Annotated in this window: 23 protein-coding genes; 22 read left to right on the top strand and 1 reads right to left on the bottom strand. The window is 49.0% G+C overall.

Annotation, left to right across the window (positions count from 1 at the left end; translation table 11 throughout):
• Positions 1–126: 126 nt before the first annotated feature.
• From KP22_RS15545 to KP22_RS15535, 4 genes are all read left to right on the top strand, one after another.
• Positions 127–1,353: a tyrosine-type recombinase/integrase gene (locus KP22_RS15545; protein WP_039325140.1), complete on the top strand. Its 1,227-nt coding sequence runs from the start codon at positions 127–129 to the stop codon at positions 1,351–1,353.
• Positions 1,354–1,370: 17 nt separating this feature from the next.
• Positions 1,371–2,180, top strand: coding sequence for a hypothetical protein (locus KP22_RS15540; protein ID WP_039325139.1), 810 nt, complete (start codon positions 1,371–1,373; stop codon positions 2,178–2,180).
• A gap of 112 nt (positions 2,181–2,292) precedes the next feature.
• Positions 2,293–2,577, top strand: a complete 285-nt coding sequence (locus KP22_RS21875; RefSeq protein WP_072012594.1) for a helix-turn-helix transcriptional regulator — start codon at positions 2,293–2,295, stop codon at positions 2,575–2,577.
• 20 nt (positions 2,578–2,597) lie between these two features.
• Positions 2,598–3,191: a hypothetical protein gene (locus tag KP22_RS15535; RefSeq protein ID WP_039325138.1), complete on the top strand. Its 594-nt coding sequence runs from the start codon at positions 2,598–2,600 to the stop codon at positions 3,189–3,191.
• A gap of 438 nt (positions 3,192–3,629) precedes the next feature.
• Here KP22_RS15535 and KP22_RS15530 read toward each other — a convergent pair whose 3' ends face one another.
• The gene (locus KP22_RS15530; protein ID WP_039325137.1) at positions 3,630–3,815 is read right to left on the bottom strand and encodes a YlcI/YnfO family protein; all 186 of its coding nucleotides are present in this window, start codon (positions 3,813–3,815) and stop codon (positions 3,630–3,632) included.
• Positions 3,816–4,010: 195 nt separating this feature from the next.
• Between KP22_RS15530 and KP22_RS15525 the strand changes: the two genes are divergently transcribed.
• From KP22_RS15525 to KP22_RS15450, 18 genes are all read left to right on the top strand, one after another.
• Positions 4,011–4,199, top strand: a complete 189-nt coding sequence (locus KP22_RS15525; RefSeq protein ID WP_039325136.1) for a host cell division inhibitor Icd-like protein — start codon at positions 4,011–4,013, stop codon at positions 4,197–4,199.
• Complete coding sequence (locus KP22_RS15520; RefSeq protein WP_039325135.1) at positions 4,192–4,374, top strand: hypothetical protein; 183 nt, start codon at positions 4,192–4,194, stop codon at positions 4,372–4,374. The genes KP22_RS15525 and KP22_RS15520 overlap by 8 nt, the downstream gene beginning before the upstream one ends.
• The gene (locus KP22_RS15515) at positions 4,367–4,549 is read left to right on the top strand and encodes a hypothetical protein (protein WP_039325134.1); all 183 of its coding nucleotides are present in this window, start codon (positions 4,367–4,369) and stop codon (positions 4,547–4,549) included. The genes KP22_RS15520 and KP22_RS15515 overlap by 8 nt, the downstream gene beginning before the upstream one ends.
• A complete protein-coding gene (locus tag KP22_RS15510; RefSeq protein WP_039325133.1) occupies positions 4,542–4,811 on the top strand; it encodes a hypothetical protein in 270 nt (89 codons plus the stop codon). The genes KP22_RS15515 and KP22_RS15510 overlap by 8 nt, the downstream gene beginning before the upstream one ends.
• Entirely contained in the window at positions 4,808–5,032 is a 225-nt protein-coding gene (locus KP22_RS15505; protein ID WP_039325131.1) for a hypothetical protein, read from the top strand. Before KP22_RS15510 ends, KP22_RS15505 begins: the two co-directional genes overlap by 4 nt.
• Positions 5,010–5,198, top strand: a complete 189-nt coding sequence (locus tag KP22_RS21870) for a DUF4222 domain-containing protein (RefSeq protein ID WP_072012593.1) — start codon at positions 5,010–5,012, stop codon at positions 5,196–5,198. The genes KP22_RS15505 and KP22_RS21870 overlap by 23 nt, the downstream gene beginning before the upstream one ends.
• Positions 5,183–6,940, top strand: coding sequence for a DNA primase family protein (locus tag KP22_RS15500; protein WP_039325130.1), 1,758 nt, complete (start codon positions 5,183–5,185; stop codon positions 6,938–6,940). The genes KP22_RS21870 and KP22_RS15500 overlap by 16 nt, the downstream gene beginning before the upstream one ends.
• 280 nt (positions 6,941–7,220) lie before the next feature.
• Positions 7,221–7,481, top strand: coding sequence for a hypothetical protein (locus KP22_RS15495; protein ID WP_039325129.1), 261 nt, complete (start codon positions 7,221–7,223; stop codon positions 7,479–7,481).
• 7 nt (positions 7,482–7,488) lie between these two features.
• The gene (locus KP22_RS15490) at positions 7,489–7,830 is read left to right on the top strand and encodes a hypothetical protein (protein WP_039325128.1); all 342 of its coding nucleotides are present in this window, start codon (positions 7,489–7,491) and stop codon (positions 7,828–7,830) included.
• Between the two features lie 231 nt (positions 7,831–8,061).
• On the top strand, positions 8,062–9,234 hold the full coding sequence (locus tag KP22_RS15485) for a phage major capsid protein (RefSeq protein WP_039325127.1): 1,173 nt from the start codon (positions 8,062–8,064) through the stop codon (positions 9,232–9,234).
• Positions 9,235–9,277: 43 nt separating this feature from the next.
• Positions 9,278–9,838: an HK97 family phage prohead protease gene (locus KP22_RS15480; RefSeq protein ID WP_039325126.1), complete on the top strand. Its 561-nt coding sequence runs from the start codon at positions 9,278–9,280 to the stop codon at positions 9,836–9,838.
• The gene (locus tag KP22_RS15475; protein ID WP_052012540.1) at positions 9,798–11,051 is read left to right on the top strand and encodes a phage portal protein; all 1,254 of its coding nucleotides are present in this window, start codon (positions 9,798–9,800) and stop codon (positions 11,049–11,051) included. Before KP22_RS15480 ends, KP22_RS15475 begins: the two co-directional genes overlap by 41 nt.
• Positions 11,048–11,386: a phage head closure protein gene (locus tag KP22_RS15470; RefSeq protein ID WP_039325122.1), complete on the top strand. Its 339-nt coding sequence runs from the start codon at positions 11,048–11,050 to the stop codon at positions 11,384–11,386. The genes KP22_RS15475 and KP22_RS15470 overlap by 4 nt, the downstream gene beginning before the upstream one ends.
• The gene (locus tag KP22_RS15465) at positions 11,379–11,672 is read left to right on the top strand and encodes a head-tail connector protein (protein ID WP_039325119.1); all 294 of its coding nucleotides are present in this window, start codon (positions 11,379–11,381) and stop codon (positions 11,670–11,672) included. Before KP22_RS15470 ends, KP22_RS15465 begins: the two co-directional genes overlap by 8 nt.
• Entirely contained in the window at positions 11,672–12,115 is a 444-nt protein-coding gene (locus tag KP22_RS15460) for an HNH endonuclease signature motif containing protein (RefSeq protein ID WP_039325117.1), read from the top strand. The genes KP22_RS15465 and KP22_RS15460 overlap by 1 nt, the downstream gene beginning before the upstream one ends.
• The gene (locus tag KP22_RS22550) at positions 12,108–12,260 is read left to right on the top strand and encodes a hypothetical protein (RefSeq protein WP_162940866.1); all 153 of its coding nucleotides are present in this window, start codon (positions 12,108–12,110) and stop codon (positions 12,258–12,260) included. Before KP22_RS15460 ends, KP22_RS22550 begins: the two co-directional genes overlap by 8 nt.
• A gap of 116 nt (positions 12,261–12,376) precedes the next feature.
• On the top strand, positions 12,377–12,730 hold the full coding sequence (locus tag KP22_RS15455; RefSeq protein ID WP_039325115.1) for a phage terminase small subunit P27 family: 354 nt from the start codon (positions 12,377–12,379) through the stop codon (positions 12,728–12,730).
• Positions 12,717–14,378 (top strand): terminase large subunit, encoded by a 1,662-nt coding sequence (locus KP22_RS15450; protein WP_039325113.1) that lies wholly within the window; start codon positions 12,717–12,719, stop codon positions 14,376–14,378. The genes KP22_RS15455 and KP22_RS15450 overlap by 14 nt, the downstream gene beginning before the upstream one ends.
• Positions 14,379–14,392: the final 14 nt, after the last annotated feature.

The raw sequence follows: 14,392 nt of genomic DNA, 5'->3' as shown, positions 1-14,392 counted from the left end.
CTATTACCTTTAATAATCAGTAAGTTAAGAATTATATTCACTGTATATTGTTCCAGTGCTTTTTACTGTTTATGCTGTTATGCAGAGATTTATGTATAAACATTTGTATAAACACTTTGGGGCATTATGGCGGGTGAACTCAACAAACTGAGCGACAAGCGGCTACGGAACTTAATGGGCGTACCCAACCAAAAGATTGAGTTCTATGCTGATGGTGCCGGGTTGAGCGCGAAGGCTTCAAAAGCGGGTGGCATTAGCTGGGTGTTTACCTATCGTCTAGTTGGTGAAAAGTTGTGTCGCGTAACGCTGGGACGTTACCCGGATATGAGCCTTAAAGAAGCCAGACAAGCGCGTGATAAGTGCCGTAATTGGCTTGCTTCTGGTAAAGACCCGCGCCATCAGCTTGTTCTGACCGTAGAAGAGACGTTAAAGCCCGTAACGGTGAAAGAAGCGCTTGAGTATTGGATCAAACAGTACGCCGAAGATAATCGCGCCAACGTGAAACGGCATGAAGCGCAACTGAAGAAGCATATTTATCCCTATATCGGGAAAATGGCGTTGGCCGATTGTGAAACACGTTACTGGTTGCAATGCTTTGATCGCATCAAAAAGGAAACGCCAGTAGCGGCTGGCTACGTTTTCCAAATGTGCAAGCAAGCCCTGAAATTTTGCCGTGTTCGCCGTTACGCGGTGAGCAATGCTTTAGACGACCTCACAATCCCTGATGTTGGCAAAAAGCAGCGCAAAAAGGATCGCGTGTTGAGTGATATTGAAGCTGGTGATTTATGGGCGGCTATTCTATCTGGGGATAGGTTTATGCCTTATTACACGCATCTACTAAAAATCATTATGGTGTTTGGTTGCCGCTCTCAGGAAGCGCGTTTATCAACGTGGCAAGAATGGGATCGTGATGCCTGGATTTGGACGGTTCCCAAAGAACACAGTAAAGGCGGTGAAAAGATTGTGCGGCCAGTACCTGAAACGTTACGGCCATTCATCGAACAGTTATACCAGGATTACGGCAAGTCTGGCCTCCTACTTGGTACAGAGAAGAATGTTGAAGCTGTCAGCCAGTGGGGAAGAGGCGTTTATAAAAAGTTAGGTCATTCTGAGGCGTGGACACTGCACGACTTACGCCGGACGCTTTCAACGGGTATGAATAACATGGGGATCGCCCCTCATGTTGTCGAGCAACTATTAGGGCATTCAATGCCGGGAGTTATGGCGATTTACAACCGTAGCCTATACCTACCGGAAAAGCTGGATGCACTGAACAAGTGGGTAGAACGGCTGGATGTATTAGCGGATGGGCATGAGAATATATTTATATTATCGTCTGCTAAGCGAATGTGAATTATATTGAGGTAATTATGAAACCTATTATGGATTATTATAAATTAGTTCGTGCGTCTAATTTATTAGAGTGCGAAGTCGATGATATTATTCATTTCTGGCTCACAGGGCGTATTAAGTTGCAGGTTAATCTTAATGCCGAACCCTGTAGTTTAAGTAGATACTTACCCGATGATAGATTGGAAAGATCTTTTTATCGAATGTTAGGTGATATTTATGGTAGCGATAACATTTATACAGGTAGAAGATGGTTCTTAGATAATGGAGTGGAAAGCGAAGATTCCTTCTTGGATGAAGAAAGTAATGTTGGGTTATTTACATACACAGGGAAAGCTTATGGGCTATGGGATATAGTTCCAACAATAGTAACTAGATTTATTGATGAGGGTGTTGTTTTATCTGATATGTTTGGTGTTTTAGATATGGATAATAAATCTGGCGTGGCATTTGTTCATGGTTTTTCTTCATATAGAAGAAACGATTTTTTATGTTTTGAAAAACCAGTTAATGTAGAAAAAACAAATTTAATAATTGATCATGATAACCTTCAAAAAATAGTAAATTTTTTTAAAATTGGCATTTGGGATGGTAAAGATGAGGAAGAAAATAAATCTGACTCATATTCGGTTGGAATTGTCGATATTAAGAAAAGACAAAGAACTTCATCATCAGCAAGAAATGCTATAAAAATAATGCTTCAAGAGCTTTATCCCGAATCAATAGGAAATTATAAGAAGATATCAGAATTACTAGAAGCGACAGCAACATCACAGGGGAAGAGTATTTCCTTTGATGACTATACGATTGGTAGATGGCTAAAAGAATAACCTCAGCAAGTATCTCATTAAGGTTTAACACCTTATTAAGGGACTAACTGCTTAATAATTTGTATAAAAAAATAGATGCTGTCTCTGCAAACATCAAAACAGCGGAGACAACATAGTGAAAACTAGCTTTACCCCACCAACCCCAACACAACGCCGTACCATCCTTGAAGAATACGGTTTCAAGTTTGATCGTCGTATTCGTGAAAGCGAGTGTCAAGAAATAACCAGCCTTTCCCGTTCCACTCGTTGGAATATGGAGAATGAAGGCAAATTTCCGCCCCGTTGTCACTTTGGCCGTAATAGTTGCGCCTGGCTTCTTAGTGATGTGCTTTGGTGGGTTCGCAATCCCCCAGCCGTCGAGAACGTTAATACACCATATAGCCGAAAATCAGCTTAATTAACGACAGGTAATCAACAATGAAAAAATTAAATGCCCTTACCGGGCAGGGATTCGATCACCCTGAAAGCAGCCTGATAGTTAATTCAGTACCAATGATGAGCAGCCTGCAAATGGTTGCTTATATAAATGACGAACGTAAATCAAAGGCCAAAGCGGAGGGGGTGGGTTTCCCTTGCAACAAATATCACAAACTCCGCCATGCAGATTTCAACAAAAAAGTACCCAAAGTGCTTGGTGTGGGGTATGCGAAAAATTTCGCATACCCATTCCGCAATGAGCAAAACGGGGAAGAATATCCCGGTTACCTATTCCCCAAGCGCGAAGCCTGCCTAATGGCAATGAGCTACAGCTATGAGCTTCAAGCTGCGGTATATGACTACATGGAAGAACTGGATCGCCAAAGGGATGGATATTTAGCCCATACCATCAACGAACTCCAACACATCGTTACTTCCGCTCGTCAGTTTTCGGATGAAGATTCGAGTGATGCAGGTCGCCGCCTCAGAAGACGACAGGATGATTTGGTTCTACTGGAGAAAGCGGAATACCTGGTTAAAAGCCTAAGCCAGTTGCCGCTCAATTTCGGGAAGGATAATCCAAATGCTAAATAAAACAAAAGCGGCCACGCCAGGCCGCTCATGTCACTGCATAAAACTAAAGCGTGTCCAGAATACCACATATTTGTGGTTATTACCCAAAGCCCAAAAATGTCCTCTGGAACAAAATCAACATGTTAACCGCTTGAAAGAAAAGCAAAGCGCAAAATTGCGCTTAGTCTGCCCGTATTCAGGTTCGCCTGAACATAAACACTGCTTAGGTTCGGCAATCATCCTGATTGGATGTAAGGAAAGAAATCATAGAGTTACATGGCTGAGGCAAAACAACGTTAAACGTGGTTTAGAGGTTTCGACGAATGACACAGAGACGTGCGGGGATAACTTAACCTCTTTAAGAGGGTTAGTTCGGAATTTGTGCGTGACTATTAGTCACCCGCAAAACAACCCCGAAATCATCGGGGCAGTTCACAGCATTACGGGGAGTAACCCTGTTCAGCTTTCAGATTCCGTTCTGGCTTGCTTACGCTGGCGGCGTTTGATCTCGCCTTCAAGGGCAGTAACAACAAACTGTCCGGTACTTTCACCGTCTTCTTTCAAACGCTCAACTGCATCGGCGATATTGTGCGGAACCCGCACGTCAAATCTTTTTGACTTGGCATTCACTGACTTTGTTGCCATTACTGGATTCCTTGCAAAATGGTGTCCGACAATCATATACAAAAAAATATTCAGTGCAATGCTTGACGTGTCCGACACGAATAAAATACATTGTGTCCGACACCTTTATTTCTTAGAGGTGCCAAAACAGCGAAACCCCGGAGTGTTTGCGGCACTACCGAGGTTTCTAACCACAATGTTATTGGAGCTAACACTATGGCTGATATCCAGTCTACCCAAACTCGCCCGGAATTTCAGTATCGCTTTCTGGCGCTGGGCATTTCGTCTCAAGGTATTGTTCGCATCATCGCCACTACCGAACGCGAAGCACGGGAAAAATCACCTGATGGCTGCGTTATGGTTTTTGCTGGTCGCCTGCCTGTTCAGGAGGTGCGCCATGTTTGATAACACGCCGTTAGAACTGGAAGAGGTTATCGATCAGTGCCGTGCGCTGGCCTACGCCATTGTTGAACTGAGCAACCCCGAAGCTAAAGAGATTTTAACTTTCGTATTAGCGGAACGCCTTAACAGCCTGCATCAAGCTTTCCAAGCATCGGAAACGGAGGTCGGTCATGTCTAAAAACCACCTCAATCATACCGAAGAGGCGATCACTCAGATTGTCCACGCTAAGGCGATTATTACCCTGATTGCGTCGCAGGATACTAATAGCGCCGCTGTAGAAAACGCGCTTGAAGCTGTCACTGAAATGCTGGAAAAGGCAGAAGCTGAACTGGCGGAGGTGCATCATGCCTAAAGAAATCAATCTGGATGCTTACTACGACGATCAGCGACGTGTTAACGCTCTGATTGGTTCCACTTGTGCGCCAGTACCCGTTATCCCGGAAAACATATCGCGTAGTCGCCTGTTACGCGCTCAGGTGGGATTACGGCACCTGCTGACTGAGGTCATTCCCCAAATCACTGACGAACAGCAACGCCATGAAGTTTATTTGTGGGTTGATGGTATTTACGCCATTACGTGCTTTGAGGAGCTGGATGCGGGGATTCAGTCATGAACGGACAACACCTTGAAGTCGTTACGTGCGTAGAACATGCCAATGTAATGAACAAACAGGCCAGGGCGGTTCTCTCTATGTGGCTTGATTCCTTATCAAATGAGGCGCAGGACGAAGAAGAGGCTAATCTTGTTGCCGCTGTTTTATCATTGGTGGCTGGTGCGATTAATCATCTTGATAAAGCGACGGAGGTACGCAATGCGCCAACCTCAACCAAATGATCGCTATCAGGACAAGAACGGCCAACGTGTCACTGTCAGGGACAACGCCTTTAACCGTGTAACGTTTGTGCGCGATGGTTATTCAGCGGAGTGTGTTTATCCCGATAGCCGCTTTATTGCCGAGTTTACCTGCATAGATGGAGGTCAGGCATGTCCACAAAAGTGAAGCGTCAGGAAGCCATGTCCGACGCCTTATTTTCCTGCCTGTATCTGTGGGTTAATGGTCATGTGCTGAATCCGAAAGACGTAGCACGGGCAATACAACGACATAGTGACAGTACCAAAGGTTATGGGAAATTAGCCGTAGAACTCCATAAGCTGGCGGATGCCACCCAAACCACTTACGAATGGTTGTGCGATCAGGGACTGGTAGCGACTGACTCAAAGAAGCAGCGTGAAAAGCGTATGGCGCTGGTGGCCGGAATTATTGGTCAGGAGGATGTGAAAGCCCAGCTTTGTGACGATGAGCGGATTAACCGAGTATTTCCCTCATCCCCGCCAAAGAAGAAGGCGCAGGATATAGGGGTAACTGACCTTTCCCGCATGGGAGCCAGCCAACGCGGTGAAGTGTTAAGGGCGCATTATGGCGGCGCTTTAGCTGTACACGGCGATTCTGACACCGTTCATCACTATAACGGCGTGATATGGGAGCCAGTGGCCGATAAGGATTTACAGCGGGAAATGGCGCAAATCTTTATCGATGCGGAGATTGCCTACTCGCAGAACGCCATTAAATCCGCAGTGGAAACCATGAAACTGAGCTTGCCTGTCATGGGGGCTACCGCTCGTAACCTTATCGGGTTCAGTAACGGGGTATTTGATACCCGTACCGGACAATTCCGTGACCATAGCCAAGAGGATTGGTTACTGATTGCCAGTGAGTTGCCATTCAGCGCCCCAGCAGAGGGGGAAACGCTGGCGACCCATGCGCCCAGCTTCTGGAAATGGTTAAGCCGTTCCGTTGGCAACAATAAACGGAAAGCGGATCGTGTTCTGTCAGCGTTGTTTATGGTGCTGGCTAACCGCTATGACTGGCAGTTGTTCCTTGAAATTACGGGACCAGGTGGCAGTGGTAAAAGCGTTTTTGCAGAAATCTGCACCATGCTGGCAGGTAAAGCCAATACCGTATCAGCCAGTATGAAGGCGCTGGAGGACCCGCGAGATCGTGCGCTGGTGGTTGGCTATTCGCTCATCATCATGCCGGACATGACCCGCTACGCTGGTGACGGCGCAGGGATTAAGGCGATAACGGGCGGGGATAAGGTATCTATCGACCCTAAACACAAAGCGCCTTACTCAACGCGCATTCCTGCCGTGGTGCTGGCGGTCAACAATAACGCCATGACATTCAGTGACCGAAGCGGGGGCATATCCCGGCGACGGGTGATTTTCAACTTCTCCGAAGTCGTGCCGGAAAATGAACGTGATCCGATGCTGGCGGAAAAGATAGAAGGTGAACTGGCCGTCATCATGCGGCACTTACTAACTCGCTTTGGTAAGCAGGACGAGGCAAAGCGTTTGTTGCACGAACAGCAAAAATCCGAAGAGGCGCTGGCTATTAAGCGTGAAGGGGATTCGCTGGTGGACTTCTGCGGCTATCTGATGGCGTCGGTGCTGTGTGATGGCATGTTTATTGGTAATGCTGAGATCGTTCCATTTAGCCCACGTCGCTACTTGTATCACGCCTACCTTGCTTATATGCGAGCCAATGGGCTTAGCAAGCCTGTATCTCTGATGCGCTTTGGCATTGATATGCCTGGGGCAATGGCTGAGTACGGTAAGGAGTACCAGAAGCGGAAGACGAAATTAGGGATACGCTCAAACGTTACGTTGAATGATGATTCAGATGAGTGGATGCCGCAATGTGACGCTCCCCAAAGCAGCCAATATGAAGAGGGGAAAAAATAAAACTTATAGACGAAGTGTTCACCAGTATTCACCCTGTTAAAAATCCATTTAATAACAGTGAGTTAATGGGTGAACACTTATTCTCTAAGTATTCACCAAGTGTTCACCTGTTCACCTTTTTATGGAATCTCTTCCAAAGGGTGAAGGGTTAGGGTGAACACTAGTGAACACTTGAAATGAAAGTCTTCACCCTATAACGCAATGAAAAATAAAGCGAAATAGACAAAGGTGAACAGGTGAACACTTAAACATATATTTTTTAATTTTATAGGAGGGCGATATGCCTGTTACGTTACAAGATATCCAAGAGCATCATGATAATTACGGTATTACTGATATGAGTACGATGCATACCAGCCACTATCGGCAATTGTTGCAAGATGGTGCATTCTTCTGGATTGATCATCACGAGTTTGTGCGTAGTACCTTTTCGGGGGAGATATTTGCTACCAATCTTGAACAGTTTGACGCAATGATTGAGCATTTGCAGGAATACCGAAGCAAGATGTCAACGCCGCCTGAATGGATGAGTGATAAGTGAGGAAGATATGGATCATTTTTTAGGTTTACTAAAACTGGCTTTTAATGAGTCAGCAAGTTATTTTTCATGGGCGTTTTATTCACTAATAACCGCTTATATTGTCATGGCGCTTTTAGACAAAAATAAGGTTAGAGGCGGTGTGATGAGTGTGATTGGGATTATTATTTTTTTAGTATATGTCCTGATTTTTATACCTAATTTATTCTTTATTTCTCAGGTTTTTTATGAAAGGTTGGGTTGGTTGGCGGGTGTGCTGTCGTTTATTGTCGGTTTTGTCATGATGATGCTTAATTCTATTCCTGTTATTTATGGCATTACTCAAAAAAATGATAAGAAGGAAATAGCATAATTTTGTAAATGTTTGGTTTCCGTGCTTTTTAGCGCTTAAAGCTCGGAACATAGGGGCTTCCCTTAATATTTTTCATGTATATCTTGAAGAGTGGCACTCAGACGTGAGCCGCCACTTGACCATTTAATCAAGTTGCGAGTCAGCAATGCTGACGCACAAAAAATTAAACGGCCTCAACCCTTCCCCGCGCTGGTTTCACGTCTTAACTACAAACGTTACGGAAACCACGACATGAAAAAATTGCTTGAACTCCGCCAGAAGAAAACCGATCTCACTACGCAAATGCGCTCCCTGCTGACCAAATCGGAAGAAGAGAAGCGTAGCCTCACCGAAGAAGAAGCCAAACAGTTTGATGCGATCAAGGCGCAGGTGGAAAGCCTGAATACCGAAATCCAGCGTTTTGAAGATTTGGCGGCGGCAGAACGTGAAGACGCGAAAAACAACCCTGAAGATAAATCGACCCGAAGCAAAGTCACCAACGACGAGCTACGCCATTACATTCTGACAGGCGAAACCCGCACCTTGTCTACGGCGGTGGGCGCTGACGGTGGCTATACCGTTATTCCTGAACTGGATAAAGACGTCATGCGCCAGTTGCAGGACGATAGCGTGATGCGCTCCATCGCTACGGTGAGAACCACCAAGACCAACGAATACAAAAAGCTGGTATCGGTGGGTGGCGCTACGGTGAACCGTGGTACAGAAGGCGAAGCCCGCACACAGACCAGCACGCCGAAGCTGGAAGAAGTTTCCATTAAGGTGAATCCGGTGTATGCCTACCCGAAAACCACCCAGGAGATTCTCGATTTCTCCGAGGTAGATATTCTCGGCTGGCTGACCTCTGAAATCGCCGATACTTTCACGGCCACCGAAGAAGACGATTTTGTTAACGGTGATGGCACCAAAAAATCTACAGGCTTCCTGTCCTACCCTCGCGCTGCTACCAGCGATAAAACTCGTCCATTTGGTACGCTGGAGAAGATGGAAGCCGCTGCTGTTACCTCTGACGGCCTGATCGACCTGCTGTACAAGCTGAAAGCCAAATACCGTAAAAATGCTGTATGGGTGATGAACTCCAATACCGCCGCCACGTTGCAGAAGCTGAAAAACGGTAATGGCGATTACATCTGGCGTGATCGGCTGGTGGCGAATTCTCCCGATACGTTGTTAGGCCGTCCTGTTCACTACCTTGAAACCCTGCCAAATGCCGAAGCCGGGGAAGCCTTCCTTGCGGTAGGTGACTTCAAGCGCGGCTATTTCATTGTCGATCACACTACGGGTGCGCGTACTCGCCCGGACAATATCACCGAACCCGGATTTTATAAGGTGCATACCGATAAGTACCTGGGCGGCGGTGTGGTGGACTCCAACGCGATCAAGATTCTGGAACTGGCTGACGCCTGATTGAAGGGGCTACAGCCCCTTTCCTGTCTGATGGAGTCCCGACATGAAAAATATTGAGTTTGAAGTCCGCACCTCAGAAGTGACCGCCAGCGAGAAAAAGCTGGTGGGTTACGCCGTGCGCTGGAACAGCTTGTCAGAGGTTATCTGGGATGAATTTGTGGAGCAGTTCGCGCCGGGGGCATTTGCGGGAAGTCTGGCTTCTGGTAACGATGTGCGGGCGCTGTTTGAGCATGATTACACCCAACTGCTTGGCCGTCGCAAGTCCGGTACGCTGGTACTGACGGAAGACAATATCGGGCTACGCTTTGAGCTTACCCCACCGGATACACAGCTAGGCCGCGATGTGTTAACGCTGGTGGAGCGTGGTGATATTTCCGGTATGAGCTTTGGCTTCCGGGCGCTTAAAGAGTCATGGGATATCACGCCAGCGCCTTACGTGCGTACTGTGACAGCCGCCGAACTGCGTGAAATCACCGTCACCAGTATGCCCGCCTACCCCGAAAGCGGCGTAGAGATTGCACAGCGTTCCCTGTTTGCCCAATACCCTGAATTACGCCGCACCGATGATAACCGTCGCCGCTGGGCTGAACTGGCGGGGTTGTGATATGTGGCCTTTCAATCGCAGTAAAACAGAACAGCGCAGCATGACTATCGATGAGTTCCTAGCGATGGCAGGGATTCCCAATACCGGATCAGGCGAATACGTTTCCCCCGGTACAGCGGAGTCCCTGCCTGCGGTCATGAATGCCGTGGCGGTAATCAGTGAGGCTGTGGCTTCTATGCCTTGTTACCTGTATCGGGTAGCGAATGATAATGGCCGGGAAGCGCGGGAATGGTTGCATACCCATCCGGTTGATTATCTGCTGAATGAAGCGCCTAACGATTGCCAGACGGCCTACCAGTTCAAACGCACCATGATGCGCCATTGCCTGCTGAATGGTAACGCCTACGCCGTGATTGAGTGGGGGCGCGATGGTCAGCCAAAATCCCTGCATCCTTATCCTCCTCATGCGGTAGTGGCGGAGCGCATCAAGCCGCATCGGTTTACCTACACTATTACTGAGCCATTCAGCGGGGAAGTGCGAACTTACCTTCAGGAAGAAGTGTTACACCTGCGCTATGCCACCGATGACGGTTTTCTTGGCCGTTCTCCCGTCACCATTTGCCGGGAAACGCTGGGGCTGGGTATCGCCCAACAGCGCCACGGTGCCAGCATTATGAAAGATGGCATGATGGCGTCCGGCATTATCAAGGCTAAAGGCTGGCTGGACAGCGCGAATGGTAAAAAAGCAATGGACGCGCTGGAGCGCTATAAAGGGGCGCGTAATGCCGGGAAAACCCCCATCCTTGAAGGTGACATGGAGTACGAGCAGTTAGGCATGAGTAATCAGGATGCGGAGTGGTTGGCGTCCCGTCGTTTCACGATTGAAGATATTGCCCGCATGTTCAACGTGTCGCCTATCTTCCTACAGGAATATTCCAACAGTACCTACAGCAATTTCAGCGAAGCAAGCCGCGCCTTTCTCACCATGACCATGCGCCCCTGGCTGACCAACTTTGAGCAGCAAATCAAGTCCGCGCTGTTAATCACGCCCCGTATTCCCGGCATTCGCTATCAGGTGGAATTCGATTCTGCCGATCTGCTACGTGCTAATCCGCAAGAGCGCTTCACCAGCTATGAAACGGCGATCAAGTCCGGGGTGATGTGTCCGAATGAAGCGCGAGAGCGTGAAGGGATGCCACCACGCGAAGGAGGCGACGAGTTCAGCCAGGCATGGAAACAGGAAGTGAAGGTGAAACAGGAGGTGAAACCGTGAGAGCAGGCGGATTACGTCACCGGGTGACGATCCAACATTTCACCACAATCCGTGATTCGAGCGGTCAGCCTATCAAGACGTGGCGTGATGTAGCTACGGTATGGGCGCAGGTAACCGGCATTAACGGGCGTGAGTTGATATCAGCGGGTGCAGAAATGGCAGAGGTGAGCTTTCGTGTTTGGATGCGTTACCGGGCTGATGTGACCAGCGCCAACCGTCTTATCTGGCAGCAGAAAGGCCGTGAGGCGATGGCCTACAACATCGTGTCAGCGATTCCTGATGAAGCCTTTACCCGTCTTGAGTTGCTGTGTAAGGGAGGGGTGAAACGTGACTGAAATGATTACGCTGGCAGAAGCAAAGCTACATTGTCGTATTGATGCTGATGACGAAGATGTGCTGATTCAAGGCTATATCGCTGCGTCGCTGGAGGTGTGTCAGAAACATATCGGTAAACGCTTTGATGATGGGTTGGAATTTAATCCTGCCATTAAGGTGGGTTGCATGATGTACGTTTCCCAGCTTTATGAATACCGCGCCACTCTTAGCGATGTAGAGGTAAAAGAAGTCCCGCTGGCTATTTCTGCATTGTGGTCAGTCTATCGTGATCCGGGGGTGTACTGATGCCCTATCAACCTTTACGCCGCTGTACCGAGCCAGGCTGTAACGTGCGTGTGAAGTCAGGCAAGTGTGACCAGCATAAGCGGGAAGCCCGCCGCCAAAGCGACAGCAGACGTGGCACCCGAACCGAACGAGGCTACTCCAATCGATGGGGAGAATATCGCCGCCACTTCCTCGGTGCTAATCCGCTGTGTGCTCACTGCCTCAAGGATGGTGTGTATACCCCTGCCACCATCGTGGATCACATCATCCCGATAGAGGGCGAAAGTGATGTGTTGTTCTGGCCAGTTTGGAATCACCAGGGATTATGCCAGACCCATCACAACCGCAAGACCACGCAATCAGACCCGATCACCAAGGCTAACCGTAAAGCAGGGATGTACCAGGAGCAGGAGGCGCGGGCAGCACAGCGTAATGACTGGATGTATGAGGTAGGCCATGACTGAGCAGGAGATCAATCAGATGATGGCCGGCTTGAGGCGCAGCCGTGACCAGTTCAGGGAGTGCAAAGACAAGGCAACAGGCCAGCATACGCCACGACGCACCACCGAACGGGATCGGGAGATTCGGGAGGCGTTTCGCAACCGTTGACGGGGTGGGGGGCGTTTTCAGGACAAAACCTTGTTCGCTAGGAACCGACCACCCCCTCAAATTTTTACGCACGGCATTTTTTTTAATTGCAGTAAGCCCAAAGGAAATAAGAAGTTATGGCACGACCACCGAAACCGCCTTTTTATCTCGATGAGATTGCTGTCCAGCAGTGGAAGACAAAAGCGAAACAACTTGCTGAACGGGGCGATCTGACTCCCGCCGACTGGAACCACCTGGAATTGTATTGTGTTAATTACTCGATGTACCGCAAAGCCGTTGAAGACATTGCTCTGCGCGGGTTTTCGGTTGAAGGCTCACGCGGAGCAACAACCAGTAACCCGGCGCTGAAAGCCAAATCTGACGCGGAAAAAATCATTATAAAAATGTCCTCTTTGCTGGGCTTTGACCCGGTATCACGTCGCCGTAATCCGGTAGAAACGGAGGAGGAAGACGAACTTGACCGCCTATAATGATTACGCAGAAGCGGTAAAAAGCGGTGAAATTCCGGCGTGTAAGCGGGTAAAACAGGCCGTAGAACGGTACTTTTCTGACCTGAATAACCCGCTGTATACGTTCGATGGGGACGCTGTAGCGCGTTTTATCGCTTTTTCTCGCCTCTGTCCTCACGTCAAAGGGCCGTTGCGCGGCCAGCCTATTGTGCTGGAGCCGTGGCAGCAGTTCGCCTTTGCCAACATTCTGGGGTTTCGTGTTGCGGCCACCGGACGGCGCAAGTATCGCAGCGCCTACATTCAGGTGCCACGTAAGAATGCGAAATCAACGGTAGCGGCCATGTTGGCTAACTGGTTTCTAGTCATGGAGCACGGCCAACAGGATATCTACACCGCTGCCGTGAGCCGCGATCAGGCGCGAATCGTGTTTGATGACGCCCGTCAGATGTGCCTGTTATCCAAACCGCTGAAAAAGCGTCTCACCGTGCAGCAGCACAAGATGATTTACCCCAAATCCAACAGCCTGTTAAAGCCGCTGGCGGCGAAGGCTTCCACCATTGAGGGGACAAACCCCAGCCTTGCTGTGGTCGATGAGTACCACCTTCACCCGGATAACGCGGTGTATTCGGCGTTGGAATTGGGTATGGGAGCCAGACCGGAAGCCTTGTTGTTTGCTATCACCACATCCGGGAGTAATGTCGTATCGGCCTGTAAGCAACATTATGATTATTGTTGCCTGATTCTGGACGGTGACGAGGTGAATGATTCTCTGTTCGCGCTGATTTACGAACTGGACGACGAAAACGAGATAGACGACCCGGCGCTATGGGTGAAAGCCAATCCCAATCTTAACGTGTCCGTCGATGCGGCGGCGCTGGCCGATACCATCCAGAAAGCGCGGGGCATTCCGTCGCAGTGGGTGGAAATGCTCACCAAGCGGTTTAACGTCTGGTGTCAGGGTGCAACGCCGTGGATGGGCGTAGGAGCCTGGGAGGGCTGTAAGGCCGATTACACCGAAGGCGATCTGGACGGTCAGGACTGCTACGCCGGGCTTGACCTGTCTTCTACCGGGGATATCGCCAGCGTTTGCTATACCTTTCCCGCTGGCCGGGAACTTCTTCTTTTAACCCGCCATTACCTGCCTGAAGCGCAGTTGCATAACGTCGCCAATAAAAACCGGGCTATCTATCGTCAGTGGGCGAAAGCGGGCTGGATACGCACCACGCCGGGGGATTGCATCGATTATGACCGTATCCGCGATGACATTTTACGGGATGCGGAGCGATTCGGGATCACGTTGGTGGGTTTTGATACCTGGAACGCTACCCACTTACGCACCCAGCTACAGGGCGCGGGGCTGGACGTCGAGCCATTCCCGCAAACCTACCTTAAATTTAGTCCGGTAGCGAAATCCGCAGAGGTATTCGTTAACCGTCGTGTTATCCGGCACAACGGCGATCCGGTGCTGGCGTGGGCGATGAGCAATGTGGTGATGGAGACCGACGCCAACGCCAACATTAAGCCGAACAAGAAGAAGTCTGCCAACAAGATAGACCCCGCCGTCGCGTTTCTGATGTCGTTTGGTACGTGGCAGGCAGAGCATGAAGATTTTGCGTTTGATATGAGCGAAGAGCAGCAGCAAAGACTTGCTGAATTTACCGGCATTTAACTGGAGAGCACACG

Source organism: Pectobacterium betavasculorum, from assembly GCF_000749845.1.
GTDB lineage: Bacteria > Pseudomonadota > Gammaproteobacteria > Enterobacterales > Enterobacteriaceae > Pectobacterium > Pectobacterium betavasculorum.
This window is presented reverse-complemented; position numbering and strand designations above follow the sequence as displayed.